Here is a 15,683-nt window from a genome sequence, read left to right as displayed (position 1 = left end):
TCCGGCGCTCAGAAGGGGTTCCGGCCCTCCACCACCTTGGCGATCATCCCCCGGGTGAAGGCGTCGGCCGCCTGGTGCAGGCCGCTCCCGAAGCTGACCCTGGCCACCCCCAGCTCCGCCAGCCGCTGGATTCCCGGCGTCCGGGGGCCGAGGTACACGTTGACCGGTGCGCCCAGCGCGCTCACCAGCGCCCTGATCTCGTCCTCGCCGCTCGCCAGGATGGGGTACACGCAGTCCGCCCCCGCCTCCAGGTACCGCCGCCCGCGCGCGACGGCCTCCTGCCTGACGTCCTGGCCCCGCCCGTACAGGTAAACGTCGACCCGCGCGTTGATCACCAGCGCGTCGCCGGCGGCTGCCCGCACCTCGGCCAGGAACTCCGCCTGCCTCTCCGGCTCCACCAGCTCCCCGCTGCCGGGCACGGAGTCCTCGATGTTGCAGCCGGCCGCGCCCGCCTCCGCCAGGCGTTCGACCAGCTCGGCGGGCTTGAGCCCGTACCCGCGCTCGACGTCCGCCGTCACGGGCACGCCCTCCACCGCCCTGGCCACCCGGGCGACGGCCGCCATCATCTCGCCGACCGGCGTGTGCTCGCCGTCGTCGTAGCCGAGGACGTGCGCGACCGCGGCGCTGCTGGTGGCCACCGCGGGGAAACCCGCGTCGCGGACGGCGCGGGCGGAGGCGGCGTCCCAGACGTTGGGGAGGATCAGCGGGGTGCCCGGGACGTGGAGGGCACGCAGTGCGGACGCGTTGGCATTCGTCATGCCCTGCACCATAGGGGCGGGGTGGTTCCCCTTGTAGTGCCAGTTCGGCCCATAACGGGCAAGCCAGTGGCGGCGTGCCGGCTCCGGCTAGCAGCCGCTCTTCGCACACTGGCCGGCGACCTCACCCGCGGGCCCGTTGGCGGGGGTGTCGGCGGGGGTGTCGCTGCCGGAGGACTGCGGCGCCTTGGTCGGGGACGTCGTGGCCGGCTTCTTGCCGGTGCCGCTGCTGGCCTGGGTCGCGGGCCGGGAGTCCGTGGCGGTCGAGCCGGTGTCGCCCGTGCCTGGGGCGTCGGCGACGTCGCCCATGCTGCCGTCGCCGGGGGCGTCGGTGGACAGGTCGCCGTCCGCGGGGGACTCGGCGGTGACGTCGCCCATCGTGGCGTCGTCGCCACCGAGGTCGTCGCCACCGAGGTCGTCGGCCCCGCCGGTGGTCTGCGCGGGGGCGGGACGGCCGCCGCTCTGCTGCGCGGCCTCGCCGGGGCTCCCGGCCAGCAGGTAGCCGGCGCCGCCCGCCGCGAGCAGGGCGACGAGCGCCGAGGCGGCGATGATGAGCGGTTTCTTGTTCGTCGCCTTTCTCGGGCGGCCATTCCTGGTGGCCGGGCGGGTGTCTCCCGGCCCGGACAGGATCTCCTGACGATCCGGCGCGTTCGGATCATGCATGGGGTTACAGCTCCCTGCGGTCGTATCGGGGAAAGCTCGCCGGCTTCCGCGGGTGATGGACCACACTAGCCGCAACGACTGAATGCTCGCACACCAATCACAAAGGAATCACGACTTGTCCCCCCTTCGATCCATTTGCCCAGGTGATCGCCTGCCCCTCGGACCTCTGGCGGGAGCGGTCGGCGTGCTCGCCACCGCGGGGCTGGGAATATGCCTGGCATTCAGTAACGCGCCCGAGGCGGCACCGCAAAGAGCCGGTGGAAATGATCAGGAAACCCCGCTTTCCGCAAGATCGAATACGTCTCCTTCGCCACTGTCGGCAGTTGGCATGCCACAAACAGCGACCGTTACTTCCGGGGCGAGTGCCGCTTCGAATGGATCGATCCAATTTCCGTCGGCGCAGCCCGCGGGCCTCGCGCTCGGGCCGCTGTCGCCGCCGTGGATCGAGGTGGTGCCGCCGTGGGACGTGGGGGTGGACGGGGGGCTCGTACCGCCTGTGGGCGGTCCTCCGGTTGCGCGCGGGTCCGCGCCTTTCGGCGGCCGGAACAAGCCGTCTCTGGACGTCACTGCCGTTCCGGGGGTCGGCGAATCCCTGGCTACGGCTCTGCACCGTCCTCGGCGGTCCCCTCACGCTCCTGGGGCCGGCAGGCCGCATATCCCTCCTAGGGTGCGTGCGGTGCCTGCTGATCGGACTCAGGGCTTGCCTACGCCGCAGGCGTCCCCGCAGGCGCCTCCGCCGCGACGGCCGTCGGGCGGTGTCACGCCTAGTCGCCGCGCCGATCCGCCTGCGCCCGCGCGTGGGATGCCCAATCCTTGCGCCACGATGAACGACTTCCGGCGGCAGCCCTGCGAGCAGGTCCTCGACCGGCTCACCCGGTGACCGCCTGGCTCGCCCTCGTCACCTGGCCGGCGAGGGCGGGCCGGTCACCACGCGCCTTCACCACGCGCGGCCCGCTCCGTGACATCCAGGCGCCACCACGCGGCAGGGCACCTCCGCCCTCATGCGGGCTTGCCACCGACCACGTTGCGCCGGACACCTCCGCACCACACCCCGCCGACCCGGCGCCGGACACGCAAAGGCAGGCCCGCGCTGCGCCGCCGTGCCGCGCTGCGCCGCCGTGCCGCGCTGCGCCGCCGTGCCGCGCTGCGCCGCCGTGCCGCGCTGCGCCGCCGTGCCGCGCTGCGCCGCCGTGCCGCGCTGCGCCGCCGTGCCGCGCTGCGCCGCCGTGCCGCGCTGCGCCGCCGTGCCGCGCTGCGCCGCCGTGCCGCGCTGCGCCGCCGTGCCGCGCTGCGCCGCCGTGCCGCGCTGCGCCGCCGTGCCGCGCTGCGCCGCCGTGCCGCGCTGCGCCGCCGGCAGAAGCGGGCGGTGGGCGGCCTCGTCAGTGGGCCGAGCAACCCCCGGTCGCCGCAGGCAGCGGCGCAGGCCGCCCGATGGTGGGCATGCCCAGCAGCACCCCCGCCCCATCGGCCCCCGCCGGAGCCCCCTGCCGAGCCTCCCAGGCATCCCCCGCCCGAGTCCGCCGGACCTCCAGCACAGCCCCATCGGCCACCAGATGATGCGGAGCCGCATACGTGACCTCGACGGTCACCATGTCACCCGGCCGAGGCGTCTCGGAGCCCACGGCGAAGTGCACGAGGCGGTTGTCAGGAGCGCGGCCGGACAGTCGGCGGGTGGCGTCGTCCTTGCGGCCCTCGCCCTCCGCGACCAGCACCTCGATCGTCCGCCCGACCTGCTTCTTGTTCTCCTCCCAGGAGATCTCCTCCTGCAGGGCCACGAGCCGCTCGTAGCGCTCCTGCACGACCTCCTTGGGCACCTGGTCGGGCATGGTGGCCGCGGGCGTGCCGGGGCGGATGGAGTACTGGAAGGTGAAGGCGTTGGCGAAGCGGCTCTGGCGGACGACGTCCAGGGTGCCCTGGAAGTCCTCCTCCGTCTCGCCGGGGAAGCCGACGATGATGTCGGTGGAGATGGCCGCGTCTGGCATCGCGGCGCGGACGCGCTCGATGATGCCGAGGTAGCGCTCGGCCCGGTACGAGCGCCGCATCGCCTTCAGCACCCGGTCGGAGCCCGACTGCAGCGGCATGTGCAACTGGTGCATGACGTTGGGCGTCTCGGCCATGGCGGCGATCACGTCGTCGGTGAAGGCGGCCGGGTGGGGCGAGGTGAAGCGGACGCGCTCCAGGCCGTCGATGTCGCCGCAGGCGCGCAGCAGCTTGCCGAAGGCGAGCCGGTCGCCGAACTCCACGCCGTAGGTGTTGACGTTCTGGCCGAGCAGCGTGACCTCCAGCGCGCCCTGGTCCACCAGGGCCTGGACCTCGGCGAGGATGTCGCCGGGGCGGCGGTCCTTCTCCTTGCCGCGCAGCGACGGCACGATGCAGAACGTGCAGGTGTTGTTGCAGCCGACCGAGATGGACACCCAGGCGGCGTAGGCGGACTCGCGCTTGGTGGGCAGCGTCGAGGGGAAGACCTCGAGCGCCTCCTTCAGCTCGACCTGCGCCTCGCCCTCGATGCGGGCCCGCTCCAGCAGCACCGGCAGCGACCCGATGTTGTGCGTGCCGAACACCACGTCGACCCAGGGCGCCTTGCGGACGATCTCGCCCTGGTCCTTCTGCGCCAGGCAGCCGCCGACGGCGATCTGCATGCGCGGGTTGCGCGTCTTGGCCGGCCGGAGGTGGCCGAGGTTGCCGTAGAGGCGGTTGTCGGCGTTCTCCCGCACGGCGCACGTGTTGAACACGACCACGTCGGCCGTCTCGCCGTCGGAGGCGGGCACGTAACCGGCGTCCTCCAGCAGGCCCGACAGCCGCTCGGAGTCGTGGACGTTCATCTGGCACCCGTATGTGCGCACTTCGTATGTGCGGGCGCCCTCCTGGGTCACAGTCATGGCACGTTCAAGGGTAGTCGTTGTACGGCTTGCGGTGGCCAGGACGAGCGCCCCGAGGGGGTCCTGATGGATCTAAAAGGCCAGCTTGGCGGCATGATGTGATCGGATCGGTACCGCTCGGTTAGTGCACAGCGCTCTAACGCCCTCTACGTTTTACTCCATGACGGAGAACGGGGACGCCACTCCACTGGTCCAGTTGGAGAACGTCAACAAGCACTTTGGGGCGCTGCATGTCCTGAAGGACATCAACTTGACCGTCTCTCGTGGCGAGGTTCTGGTCGTCATCGGCCCGTCGGGCGGCGGGAAGAGCACGCTCTGCCGCACGATCAACCGGCTGGAGACGATCAACGACGGCAAGATCATATTTGACGGGCAGGTGCTGCCCGCCGAGGGCAAGGCGCTGGCCAGGCTGCGTTCCGAGGTCGGAATGGTCTTCCAGTCGTTCAACTTGTTCGCCCACAAGACCATCCGGGAGAACGTCACGCTCGGCCCGACCAAGGTCCGCGGCATCGCCAAGGACGCCGCCGACAAGCGGGCGATGGAGCTGCTGGAGCGGGTGGGCATCGCGGCTCAGGCCGACAAGTACCCCGCGCAGCTCTCCGGCGGTCAGCAGCAGCGGGTCGCGATCGCCAGGGCACTGGCCATGGACCCGAAGATGATCCTGTTCGACGAGCCCACCTCCGCACTGGACCCCGAGATGGTGCAGGAGGTGCTCGACGTGATGATCGGCCTGGCGCGTGACGGCATGACCATGATGGTCGTCACGCACGAGATGGGGTTCGCCCGCCGTGCCGCCAACCGGGTCGTGTTCATGGCGGACGGGCAGATCGTCGAGGAGAACACCCCCGACGAGTTCTTCACCAACGCGCAGACGGATCGTGCGCGCGACTTCCTTTCGAAGATCCTCACGCACTGAGAGTTATGAGGCAGGTACACATGCACATGCGTCGAACGGGAGCGGTGCTCTCCATTGCGGCACTCGCCGCGGGCCTGGCCGCTTGTGGCGGTGGGGAAGAGACTTACGCCACCGTGGCCGACAAGATCACTGGCGGCGGCACGGTCGTGGTCGGCACCAAGTGGGACCAGCCGAGCCTGGGCCTGAAGATGGGCAACGAGCCCGAGGGCTTCGACGTCGACGTGGCCAAGGCCGTGCTCAAGGAAGTGAACGGCGGCAAGGATGTGAAGATCGAGTGGAAGGAGTCGGCCTCGTCCAACCGCGAGCCGTTCCTCCAGAACGGCACGGTCGACATCGTCTTCGCCACCTACTCCATCACCGAGGAGCGCAAGGGCAAGGTCACCTTCGGTGGCCCGTACGTCGTCGCCCACCAGGACATCATGGTCCGCAAGGACGACACCTCGATCAACACCCCGCAGGACCTCAAGGGCAAGAAGATCTGCAAGGCCTCGGGCTCCAACTCCTACAAGCGCATCACCGACCCGCCCCCGGACGGTGAGCTCGACATCGACGCCACCACCGTCGACGCCGCCAACTACTCCGAGTGCGTGCAGAAGCTGACGGGCAGCAACCTCGACGCGGTCACCACCGACGACCTGATCCTGGCGGGCTTCGCCAAGCAGGCCGGCGGCAACTTCAAGGTGCTGGGCCAGGGCTTCACCGACGAGAAGTACGGCATCGGCCTGAAGAAGGGCGACACCAAGACCTGCGAGGCCGTCAACAAGGCGGTGGCCGCGCTGTGGAGCAACGGCACCATGAAGACGCTGCTGGACAAGTGGTTCGGCGGCATCCAGGGCCTCAAGGTGTCCACGGAAGCGCCCGCGGCCGAGGGTTGCGCCTGATCACGCCGGTGACGGCGGCCGGTGACCCGGCCGCCCGTCACCCCTTCGGTGGAGCACGATGGACGAACTAATCAAGTACGCACCCGACCTCGCGCTGGGTTTCCTGGAGAACGTCAAGCTGTCGATCGTCGGCGTGATCGCCTCCTTGATCCTCGGCACGGTCCTGGTGGCGATGCGGGTCTCCCCCACTCCGGTCCTGCGCGCGGCCGGCACCGTCTACGTCAACGTGGTGCGCAACACCCCGCTGACGCTGGTGCTGGCGTTCTCCGCGCTGGGTCTGAGCGACCAGCTCGGCCTGGTCTTCTCCGAGACGCCGACGACCAACTCGTTCTGGATCGTGGCGATGGGGCTGTCGCTCTACACGGCGGCCTTCGTGTGCGAGGCGCTGCGCGCCGGCGTGAACACGGTGCCGATGGGCCAGGCCGAGGCGGCCAGGGCGATCGGGCTGACGTTCATGCAGTCGCTCACGATGATCATCCTGCCGCAGGCGTTCCGCGCGGTCATCGCGCCGCTGGGCAGCGTGATGATCGCCATGATCAAGAACACCACGGTCGCGACCGCGGGCGGCTTCCTGCTGGAGTCGGCGGCCGTCATGAAGATCACCTTTGACACGACCGGCGCGTCGATCCCGATCTTCCTCGGCCTCGTCGTCGCCTTCATGGCGCTGACCATGCCCATCGGGTTCTTCACCGGCTGGCTGTCGCGGCGCCTGGCGGTGGTCCGATGACCACCTCCGTGCTGTTCGACGCGCCCGGCCCGCGCGGGCGGCTGCGCAACCACGCGCTGACCGTCATCAGCGTCATCGCGGTCGGCGCCGTGCTGTACGGCGTCTACCGCGGGTTCGACGCCAAGGGCCAGTTCGAGGGCAAGATCTGGGAGCCCTTCCTGCGGTGGGAGACCTGGGACTTCTACATCATCCCCGGTCTCATCGGCACGTTGCGGGCGGCGGCCGTGGCGGCGGTGCTCGCGCTGGTGTTCGGCGCGGTCTTCGGCCTGGCCAGGCTCTCCGACCACAAGTGGATCCGGGTGCCGGCCGGCGCGGTGGTCGAGGTGTTCCGGGCCATCCCGCTGCTGCTGCTGATCTTCTTCATCTTCTACCTGGCGCCGATGGTCGCCGGCGGCGGCGACTACGCGTTCATCGCCGTCGTGCTCGGCCTCATGCTCTACAACGGCTCCGTGCTGGCCGAGGTTGTCAGGGCCGGCGTGTACGCGGTGCCGAAGGGGCAGTCGGAGGCCGCGTACGCGGTGGGCATGCGCAAGAACCAGGTGATGCGGCTGGTCCTGCTGCCGCAGGCCGTCACGGCGATGATGCCCGCGATCGTCAGCCAGCTCGTGGTGCTGCTCAAGGACACCGCGCTCGGCTACATCATCGCCTACGTGGACCTGCTCAACACCGGCTTCAAGATCCTGCCGGCGCGGTTCTTCGGCTCGCTGATCCCGGCGGCCATCGTCATCGGCGTCATCTACGTGACGCTGAACATGGCGCTGAGCTACCTGGCCACCTGGCTGGAGCGGCGCAGCAGGCGCAGCCGCAAGACGGCGGCGCGGCCGGTCGCGGCGCCCGGCTCGGCCGAGGTCGGCGTGGGCGCCGGGCAGGGCACCGAGGGCGGCGGGCTGGCGCCCGACAAGCCCCTGGAGTGACCTTCTCGGGCGGCGGGCGTCATGCTCGCCGCCCGAGTCGTCAAAGATTGTCCCTCCTCCGCATTGCGGCAGGGCCCGCGCGGGTATCCGGGTGAACATGCGCAGGGCGGCGCTCGCGGGGGCGGCTGTGACGGTGGGGCTGGCCGCGTGTGGCGGCGGCGGCTCGTACGCCACGGTCGTGGACAAGATCAGGAACACCGGCACCGTCGTGGTCGGCACCAAATGGGACCAGCCGAGCCTCGGCCTGAAGCTCGGCGACGGCGAGCCCCAGGGCTTCGACACCGACGTCGCCCGCTACCTCGTCAACCACCTGGCCCACGGCGCCAAGGTGCGCATCACCTGGCGCGAGTCGCCGTCGTCCACCCGCGAGGCGCTGCTCCAGAACGGCACCGTGGACATGATCGTGGCCTCCTACTCCATCACCAGGGCCCGCAAGCCCAAGGTGACGTTCGGCGGCCCGTACGCGATCGTCCCGCAGGACACCATGGTCCGCGCCGACGACACCGCCATCCGGCGCACGAGCGACCTCAGGGGCAAGCGGATCTGCCTGGCCCAGGGCTCGAACTCCTACCGGCGGATCGTGGACCCGCCCCCCGACGGCAAGCTCGACCTGCCGGCCCACCTGGTGGACGCCGCCAACTACTCCGACTGCGTACGCAAGCTCGCCGCGAACCAGCTCGACGCCGTCAGCACCGAGAACCTGATCCTGGCCGGGTTCGCCGAGCAGGACCCCGGCAGGTTCCGGCTGCTCAACGACCCGATCACGAACGAGAAGTGGGCCGTCGGCCTCAAGAAGGGCGACACCGAGACCTGCGAGGCCGTCAACCAGGCGATCGCCGACATGTGGCGGACGGGCACGACCACCCGGTTGCTCCGCAAATGGTTCGGCAGGACCGATCTCATGCTGCCCTCCGCCCTGCCCCGCCCTGAAGGCTGTCCCTGATCTTGGGGGACCGGCCCGCACTCCAAGCGATCTTCCGGCAGGATGCGGGTATGCCCTTCTGGCCCTCCCCCATCTCGACCCAAGACGTGGCCGGCTCCGGCGTCCGTCCCGGCTGGCCCGTGGCCCTCGACGGCCGGGTGTGGTGGACCGAGGACCGCCCCGACGAGGGCGGGCGCACGGTGATCGTCCGCCGCGACGCCGACGGCACCCGCCGCGAGCTGCTGCCCGCCCCCTGGTGCGCGCGCACGCGGGTGCACGAGTACGGCGGCCGGCCCTACGCCGTGACCCCCGAGGGCGAGGTGATCTTCGCCAACCTGCGCGACCAGCGCCTGTACGTGCTGGCCGACGGCGCCGAGCCGCGGCCCCTCACCGACGACGGCTGCCGCTACGCGGACCTGCTGGTCCACGACGGCCAGGTGTGGTGCGTACGCGAGCACCACGACGAGAACGGCAAGGTCACCAGGGCCGTCGTCGCGATCCCGCTGGACGGCGGCGAGCCCCGCGTGTGGGCCACGGGCTGCGACTTCTACGCCGGCCCCGCCATCTCCCCCGACGGGCGACACCTGGCCTACGTCTGCTGGAACCACCCCCGCATGCCGTGGGACGGCACCGAGCTGCGCGTCCTCCCCCTCACGGGCGGCGACGCCCGGACGGTCCGCGGCGGCCCCGCCGAGTCCGTGCTGGCACCGGCCTGGAAGGACGACTCCACGCTCTACCTGGTCTCCGACTCCTCCGGCTGGTGGAACCTCTACGAGACCGGCCTGCGCGGGGAGGAGGCCCAGGCGCTGCACCCGGCCGAGGAGGAGTTCACGCTGCCGCCGTGGCAGCTCGGCGGCATGCCGTACACCGTGCTGCCCGACGGCCGCCTGGCGGTCCTGCACGGGCGCGGCGACCTGCGGCTGGGCCTGCTCGACCCCGGCTCCGGCACGCTCACCGAGCTCGACCTGCCCTACACGGGCTGGAACGCGGCACTGGCCGCCGACGGCCCGTCCGTGATCGGCATCGCGTACGCGGCCACGACGCCCCGTACGGTCGTGACCGTGGACACCGCGACAGGCGGGCACCACGTGCTCGCCCGCGACCTCACGACCCCGCCCGACCCCGGCCTGCTGCCCGTCCCCGAGGCCGTCCTGATCCGGAGAGACGGACTCGCGGAGGCCAGCACGCACGCAGAGAGAAGCACCCCGGCGGAGGCAAGCGCGCACGCAGAGGGACGCACCCCCGCCGACACAAGCGCGCACGCAGAGGGACCCACCCCCGCCGACACAAGCGCGCACGCAGAGCGACGCACCCCCTCCGACACAAGCGCGCACGCAGAGGAAAGCGCCCTCGCGCAAGGGGACGTGCACGGGCGAAGGTCTGTGCGCGTGGAGGAAACTGGGCGCTCGAAGGGGGACGTGCACGCGTTCCTGTACCCGCCCCACGCCCCCGCCACCGACGGCGGCACACCCCCATACGTGATCTTCGTGCACGGCGGCCCGACCGCCCACGCCGACACCGCGCTCGATCTGGAGAAGGCGTTCCTCACCTCGCGCGGCATCGGTGTCCTCGACCTCAACTACGGCGGCTCCACCGGCTACGGCCGGGCCTACCGCGACCGCCTCAGGGGCCAGTGGGGCGTGGTGGACGTCGAGGACGCGATCGCCGCCGCCGAATGGCTGGCCGCCCAGGGCCTGGCCGACCCCGCCAGGATCGCGGTGCGCGGCGGCAGCTCGGGCGGCTGGACGGTGATGGCGGCCTGCTGCCGCTCGGACGTGTTCGCGGGAGGCGTGTCGTACTACGGCATCAGCGCGCTCGCCCCGCTCGCCGCACACACCCACGACTTCGAGTCACGCTACGTGGAGTGGCTGGTGGGCCCGGAGGATCCGCAGGTGTACGCCTCGCGAGAGCCCCTCGGCCTCGTGGACGGGGTGAGCTGCCCCATGCTGCTCCTCCAGGGCCTCGACGACCCCGTGGTGCCGCCCGAGCAGTCGACGGCCTTCGCCGACGCGCTCGCCGAACGCGGGGTGCCGTGCACGTACCTGGCCTTCGAGGGCGAGTCCCACGGCTTCCGCCGCACCGAGACCCGCGCCGCCGCCCTGGCCGCGGAGCTGGCCTTCTACCAGCAGATCTTCTCCTAGAACGACAGCCAGCGGCTCTCCAAGGACGGCGAGCGGGCGGTCAGCGGGCGAACTCGGTCGCCCGCGACTCCCGCACCACCGTGATCCGGATCTGCCCGGGGTAGGTCAGCTCCTCCTCAACCTGCTTGGCCACGTCGCGAGCGATCACCTGCGCCTGAATGTCGTCGATGGCATCCGGCTTGACCATGACCCGGATCTCCCGCCCGGCCTGCATGGCGAACACCTTCTCCACCCCGTCGTACGACTGCGCGATCTCCTCCAGCCGCTCCAGCCGCTTCACGTACGCCTCCAGCGACTCGCGCCGGGCGCCGGGCCGGCTGCCGCTGATCGCGTCGGCCGCCTGGGTGAGCACCGCCTCGACGGTACGCACCTCGACCTCGTTGTGGTGCGCCTCGATGGCGTGCACCACGTCCTCCTCCTCGCCGTACCTGCGGGCGATCTCCGCCCCGATCAGCGCGTGGCTGCCCTCGACCTCGTGCGTCAGGGCCTTGCCGATGTCGTGGAGCAGGGCGCAGCGCTTCATCAGCGTCTGGTTCATCTTCAGCTCGGCCGCCATGATGCCGGCGATGTGGGCGGACTCGATGAGGTGCTTGAGCACGTTCTGCCCGTAGGAGGTGCGGTAGCGCAACTGGCCGAGCAGCAGCGTCAGCTCGGGGTGCATGTCGGTGATGCCCAGCTCGACGAGGGCGTCCTCGCCGGCCCGCGCGCACAGGTCCTGGACCTCCTGGCGGCTGCGGTCGTGCGCCTCCTCGATGCGCTGCGGGTGGATGCGGCCGTCGAGCACCAGCTTCTCCAGCGTCAGCCGCGCCGTCTCCCGCCTGACCGGGTCGAAGCACGACAGCAGCACGGCCTCGGGGGTGTCGTCGATGATGAGGTTGACGCCGGTGGTGGACTCGAAGGCACGGATGTTTCGGCCCTCGCGGCCGATGATCCGGCCCTTCATCTCGTCGCCGGGCAGGTGCAGCACGCTCACGACCGACTCGGCCGTCTGCTCGGCCGCCAGCCGCTGCACGGCCAGTGTCACGATCTTCGTGGCCCGCTTCTCGCCCTCCTTGCGGGCCTCCCCCTCGATCTCCCTGATGATCAGCGCGGCCTCGCGCTTGGCCTGGTTCTCGATCTCCTTGACCAGCTCGGCCTTGGCCTGCTCGCCGGTCAGCCCGGCCACCCGCTCCAGGATGACCCGCCGCTCCTGCTCGACCTGCAGCAGCTCCTCGCGCCGGTCGGCCAGCTCGACCTCGGTCTCGGCCAGCTTCCTGTCACGCTCGGCCTGCCGCCTGGCCTCCTCGTCGAGCCGCTGCTCCCGCTCGGCCAGCCGCGCCTCCCTGCGCTCCAGGTCGGCACGCAGCTCCTTGAGCTCGGACTTGAGTATCCGGCTCTCCTCCTCGACCTCGCGCCGCATCTGCGCGGCGCTCTCGGCCGCGGCCTCCGACCTGCGCACGATCTCGTCGGCGTCGGTCTCCGCCTTGTAGCGGATCTCCCGCGCCGCCTCCCGTGCCTGCTCCAGCTCCTCGTGCACCGCCTCCACCTGCTCGGTGCTGGGCTTACCCTTCCGGGGCAGGGTCCCAGAGGTGCGTCGTACGACGACGAGCAGCGCCGCGATCATCCCGAACGCGAGCACGAGCACCGCCACCATCAGCACCACGACCAGCGGCCCCATGTGTGCCCCGCCCTCCTCGCGTCGTCAAGAACTCATAACGCGGCCACAAAACGGGAGGGGTCACAGGCGCGCCGCGGAAAGCCCGGTCGGCGTCGAAGCCGGGATCGATGTCAAGCCAAGACTGATGGGGCGTCGACCGCCAGAGCCGACACCTCTCCTGCCTCGTTCAATTCGTCCGTCGTTCACCGGTATGGCAATCCGCGCTGCGCGGAGTAACTCCTCACTGCCGTCGAGGTTATGCGTCGAACAGGTCACGAGCAAGCAAACGCGTCATCAAGCGTGTCTTACAGACCTGCATCTCCATATTCAGACAGGTGTCACCCGTTGGCACTGGAATCGGCATCCGTGGGGAGGCATCCTGCGGCATGTCGCCCACACGCGGACGCGTCGCCGCCTTGCGCAGCCCGGCTAAGAGAAGTCCTCCTCCACTTCGATGCCCTCCTGCTCAAGTGCCTCACGGATGACGCGGAAGGCCAGACCGGAGGGGTAGCCCTTGCGCGCGAGCATGCCGGCCAGCCGACGGGTGCGGGTCTGAGGGTCGAGTGAACGGGTGCCGGCCAGCTTGCGTTCGACCAGCCGCCGGGCGGTCTCTTCCTCCTGGTCGGGGTCCAGCCGCTCCACGGCCTCGTTCACCGTGTCGCTGTCCACACCCCGGTGACGCAGCTCCGCCGCCAGCGCGCGCTTGGCGAGACCCCGGCCGTGGTGGCGGGAATCGACCCAGGCCGCGGCGAACGCCTCGTCGTTGATCAGCCCGAGCTCGGAGAACCGGCTGAGCACCGCCTCAGCGGCCTCCTCCGGCACGTCCCGCTTGCGCAGGGCCTCGGCGAGCTGGGCGCGGGTCTTGGGCGCCATGGTGAGCAGGCGCAGGCAGATGGCCCTGGCCACCGACTCCGGGTCCGCCTGGGGCGCCGTACCGGCCGGGCTCTCGGCATCGGGCTCCTCGGGCGACCAGTTCCGCCGCCGGGCGCTCTTCCGCCCGCCGCGCCGAGACCGCCGCCCTCCAGCAGCGGCGGCTGCACCGCTCCCGAACCGCTCGTGGTCGTCCTCAGCCCGCCCCGCGCGGTCACCGAGCCAGCCGGGCCCCTCACCGAACGGCCCAGGCCCCTCACCGAACGAGCCGGCCCCATCACCAGGAGAGCCAGATTTCTCGCCGAACGGGCCGGCTCCGTTGCCGCTGGACCGCCCTGACTTGCCACCGGAGCGCCCGCCTCGTCCCCCGGGCCCGCCTCTTCCCCCAGACCCGCCTCTTCCCCCAGACCTGCCTCGTCCACCGGACCCGCCCATGTCGTGGCCGTCCGTGGTGAGGCCGTCCGTGGTGGGGGCCTCCCTGGCGGGGCCGTCCGATGGCCATGGCTGGCTCTCGCTCTGCTCGGCCGCGAACCAACTGCTGCCGGCCAGCACCTCCGAGTGCCACTCGTCCCCAGGACGCCGCCCCGCGGGCGGACGCTCGGCGCCTGCCCCCTCCGCTGTGGAGGGACCTGCGGACGAGGTGTCGTGCGTGTCCGAAGGCAAGCCCCCGAGCTGGTCCGTGGGCTGATCCGTGGGTTGATCCGCAGGCCGGCCCACGAGCTGATCTGTGGGCTGATCCGCAAGCTGATCCGTGGGCTGGGGTGCTGGCTCAGGGTCGGGATGGGGTTCGGGAGGGGTGGCGGCACGCAGGCGGTCGCGCTGCTCGCGCCACTCCGCCACCGACGGCCAGCCGTCCGTGGCCGAGCGGGCCAGGTCGCGCGGGCGGGAGGACGTGTGGTCGGGCCAGGCGCCCCGCTCCGGCGGCTGGGGCGCTTGCGGCCGGTCCGTGCTGCTCATGGGGCCAGCGATCAGACGTCACCCGGCTTGGGGGTGGACTTCGAGCCACGGCCCGACGGAGCGGCGGCCGGGGCGGGAGCAGCGGCGGCGGCCTCGGCGGGAGCGTCGAGGCGCGGGCCGACGCCCAGCTTGTCCTTGATCTTCTTCTCGATCTCGTTGGCCATGTCGGGGTGGTTCTTCAGGAAGTTACGGGCGTTCTCCTTGCCCTGGCCGAGCTGGTCACCCTCGTAGGTGTACCAGGCGCCGGACTTGCGGACGAAGCCGTGCTCCACACCCATGTCGATGAGGCCGCCCTCGCGGGAGATGCCCACGCCGTAGAGGATGTCGAAGTCGGCGACGCGGAAGGGCGGGGCCATCTTGTTCTTGACGACCTTGACCCTGGTGCGGTTGCCGACCGCCTCCGTGCCGTCCTTGAGGGTCTCGATGCGGCGGATGTCCATCCGGACCGAGGCGTAGAACTTCAGCGCCTTACCACCGGTCGTGGTCTCGGGGCTGCCGAACATGACGCCGATCTTCTCGCGGAGCTGGTTGATGAAGATGGCGGTGGTGCCGGTGCTGTTGAGGGCGCCGGCGATCTTGCGCAGGGCCTGGGACATGAGGCGGGCCTGGAGACCGACGTGGCTGTCGCCCATCTCGCCCTCGATCTCAGCCTTGGGCACCAGGGCCGCCACCGAGTCGATGACGATGATGTCGACGGCGCCGGACCTGATCAGCATGTCGGCGATCTCGAGCGCCTGCTCACCCGTGTCGGGCTGGGAGACCAGCAGGGCGTCGGTGTCGACCCCCAGCTTCTTGGCGTACTCGGGGTCAAGGGCGTGCTCGGCGTCGACGAACGCCGCGATGCCGCCGGCCCGCTGCGCGTTGGCCACGGCGTGCAGGGCGATCGTCGTCTTACCCGAGGACTCGGGGCCGTAGATCTCCACGATGCGGCCGCGCGGCAGGCCGCCGATGCCGAGGGCGACGTCAAGGGAGATCGACCCGGTGGGGATCACCTCGATGGGAGCTCGGGCGTCATCGCCCAGCCTCATGACGGAGCCCTTGCCGAACTGTCGCTCGATCTGAGCGAGTGCGGTCTCGAGGGCCTTCTCGCGGTCGTTGATAGCCATGGGAACTCCCCCTGGAGGGTCGTGGTCCGATCAGTCGAGTGAAAGCTACGGCCTGCCACCGACAATTTCTGCCGTGTCGGGGAAGACGTGGCGGCTCGGCTGGGTCCATCGTAGCCGAACGGCTGTTCGATCACAGCAAGAACACGCAGGTCGACCATGAGAGTGTGCACATCTGCCCGCCCGCTCCGGCGAGCGTCCATTCGGGCGTGCCCCCGGCTGACGGCTCGTCCACCGTCTCACCTGCCGCCCCGTCCGCCCCTCCGCCCACCACTCCGTCCGGATGAGATCCGCCTCACCGCGCCAACGGCGGCCCGCA

Annotated in this window: 12 protein-coding genes; 6 read left to right on the top strand and 6 right to left on the bottom strand. The window is 70.9% G+C overall.

The genetic code is table 11. The annotated features are described in order from the left end of the window. Positions 1 to 8: 8 nt before the first annotated feature. The 3 genes from LCN96_RS11775 to miaB all read right to left on the bottom strand — a co-directional run bounded on the left by LCN96_RS11775 (position 9) and on the right by miaB (position 4,297). Entirely contained in the window at positions 9 to 758 is a 750-nt protein-coding gene (locus LCN96_RS11775) for an isocitrate lyase/PEP mutase family protein (RefSeq protein ID WP_225272633.1), read from the bottom strand. A gap of 87 nt (positions 759 to 845) precedes the next feature. Beyond that, a complete protein-coding gene (locus LCN96_RS11770; protein ID WP_225272632.1) occupies positions 846 to 1,418 on the bottom strand; it encodes a hypothetical protein in 573 nt (190 codons plus the stop codon). A gap of 1,379 nt (positions 1,419 to 2,797) precedes the next feature. Beyond that, positions 2,798 to 4,297, bottom strand: a complete 1,500-nt coding sequence (gene miaB, locus LCN96_RS11765; RefSeq protein WP_225272631.1) for a tRNA (N6-isopentenyl adenosine(37)-C2)-methylthiotransferase MiaB — start codon at positions 4,295 to 4,297, stop codon at positions 2,798 to 2,800. Between the two features lie 160 nt (positions 4,298 to 4,457). Here miaB and LCN96_RS11760 point away from each other — a divergent pair, with 160 nt between their 5' ends. The 6 genes from LCN96_RS11760 to LCN96_RS11735 all read left to right on the top strand — a co-directional run bounded on the left by LCN96_RS11760 (position 4,458) and on the right by LCN96_RS11735 (position 10,798). Next, on the top strand, positions 4,458 to 5,213 hold the full coding sequence (locus tag LCN96_RS11760) for an amino acid ABC transporter ATP-binding protein (RefSeq protein WP_311132260.1): 756 nt from the start codon (positions 4,458 to 4,460) through the stop codon (positions 5,211 to 5,213). Positions 5,214 to 5,326: 113 nt separating this feature from the next. After that, on the top strand, positions 5,327 to 6,094 hold the full coding sequence (locus LCN96_RS11755) for a glutamate ABC transporter substrate-binding protein (RefSeq protein WP_225272630.1): 768 nt from the start codon (positions 5,327 to 5,329) through the stop codon (positions 6,092 to 6,094). Positions 6,095 to 6,152: 58 nt separating this feature from the next. Next, complete coding sequence (locus tag LCN96_RS11750) at positions 6,153 to 6,821, top strand: amino acid ABC transporter permease (RefSeq protein WP_225272629.1); 669 nt, start codon at positions 6,153 to 6,155, stop codon at positions 6,819 to 6,821. Continuing rightward, the gene (locus LCN96_RS11745; protein ID WP_225272628.1) at positions 6,818 to 7,735 is read left to right on the top strand and encodes an amino acid ABC transporter permease; all 918 of its coding nucleotides are present in this window, start codon (positions 6,818 to 6,820) and stop codon (positions 7,733 to 7,735) included. The genes LCN96_RS11750 and LCN96_RS11745 overlap by 4 nt, the downstream gene beginning before the upstream one ends. A gap of 97 nt (positions 7,736 to 7,832) precedes the next feature. Further along, positions 7,833 to 8,678: a glutamate ABC transporter substrate-binding protein gene (locus LCN96_RS11740; protein ID WP_225272627.1), complete on the top strand. Its 846-nt coding sequence runs from the start codon at positions 7,833 to 7,835 to the stop codon at positions 8,676 to 8,678. Between the two features lie 50 nt (positions 8,679 to 8,728). After that, positions 8,729 to 10,798 carry a S9 family peptidase gene (locus LCN96_RS11735; protein WP_225272626.1) on the top strand — a complete coding sequence of 690 codons (2,070 nt, stop codon included), beginning with the start codon at positions 8,729 to 8,731 and terminating at the stop codon, positions 10,796 to 10,798. Positions 10,799 to 10,838: 40 nt separating this feature from the next. On the opposite strand, the gene rny is transcribed toward LCN96_RS11735, so the two are convergent. The 3 genes from rny to recA all read right to left on the bottom strand — a co-directional run bounded on the left by rny (position 10,839) and on the right by recA (position 15,367). Further along, positions 10,839 to 12,455: a ribonuclease Y gene (gene rny / locus LCN96_RS11730; protein WP_225272625.1), complete on the bottom strand. Its 1,617-nt coding sequence runs from the start codon at positions 12,453 to 12,455 to the stop codon at positions 10,839 to 10,841. A 408-nt stretch (positions 12,456 to 12,863) separates the two neighbouring features. Further along, positions 12,864 to 13,739 (bottom strand): recombination regulator RecX, encoded by an 876-nt coding sequence (recX, locus tag LCN96_RS11725; protein ID WP_263657538.1) that lies wholly within the window; start codon positions 13,737 to 13,739, stop codon positions 12,864 to 12,866. 533 nt (positions 13,740 to 14,272) lie between these two features. Then, positions 14,273 to 15,367 (bottom strand): recombinase RecA, encoded by a 1,095-nt coding sequence (gene recA / locus LCN96_RS11720; RefSeq protein WP_225272624.1) that lies wholly within the window; start codon positions 15,365 to 15,367, stop codon positions 14,273 to 14,275. Positions 15,368 to 15,683: the final 316 nt, after the last annotated feature.

It is taken from the genome of Nonomuraea gerenzanensis, from assembly GCF_020215645.1.
GTDB classification, from domain to species: domain Bacteria; phylum Actinomycetota; class Actinomycetes; order Streptosporangiales; family Streptosporangiaceae; genus Nonomuraea; species Nonomuraea gerenzanensis.
Note: the sequence above shows the minus strand (reverse complement) of the source record. Positions and strands in the feature narration are given on the sequence as shown.

Bases quoted from the DNA above. Each gene is read 5' to 3' on its own strand.
- LCN96_RS11775 (WP_225272633.1), bottom strand. From the start codon at position 758: ATGACGAATGCCAACGCGTCCGCACTGCGTGCCCTCCACGTCCCGGGC.
- LCN96_RS11770 (WP_225272632.1), bottom strand. From the start codon at position 1,418: ATGCATGATCCGAACGCGCCGGATCGTCAGGAGATCCTGTCCGGGCCG.
- miaB (WP_225272631.1), bottom strand. From the start codon at position 4,297: ATGACTGTGACCCAGGAGGGCGCCCGCACATACGAAGTGCGCACATAC.
- LCN96_RS11760 (WP_311132260.1), top strand. From the start codon at position 4,458: ATGACGGAGAACGGGGACGCCACTCCACTGGTCCAGTTGGAGAACGTC.
- LCN96_RS11750 (WP_225272629.1), top strand. From the start codon at position 6,153: ATGGACGAACTAATCAAGTACGCACCCGACCTCGCGCTGGGTTTCCTG.
- LCN96_RS11745 (WP_225272628.1), top strand. From the start codon at position 6,818: ATGACCACCTCCGTGCTGTTCGACGCGCCCGGCCCGCGCGGGCGGCTG.
- LCN96_RS11740 (WP_225272627.1), top strand. From the start codon at position 7,833: ATGCGCAGGGCGGCGCTCGCGGGGGCGGCTGTGACGGTGGGGCTGGCC.
- LCN96_RS11735 (WP_225272626.1), top strand. From the start codon at position 8,729: ATGCCCTTCTGGCCCTCCCCCATCTCGACCCAAGACGTGGCCGGCTCC.
- rny (WP_225272625.1), bottom strand. From the start codon at position 12,455: ATGGGGCCGCTGGTCGTGGTGCTGATGGTGGCGGTGCTCGTGCTCGCG.
- recX (WP_263657538.1), bottom strand. From the start codon at position 13,739: ATGGGCGGGTCCGGTGGACGAGGCAGGTCTGGGGGAAGAGGCGGGTCT.
- recA (WP_225272624.1), bottom strand. From the start codon at position 15,367: ATGGCTATCAACGACCGCGAGAAGGCCCTCGAGACCGCACTCGCTCAG.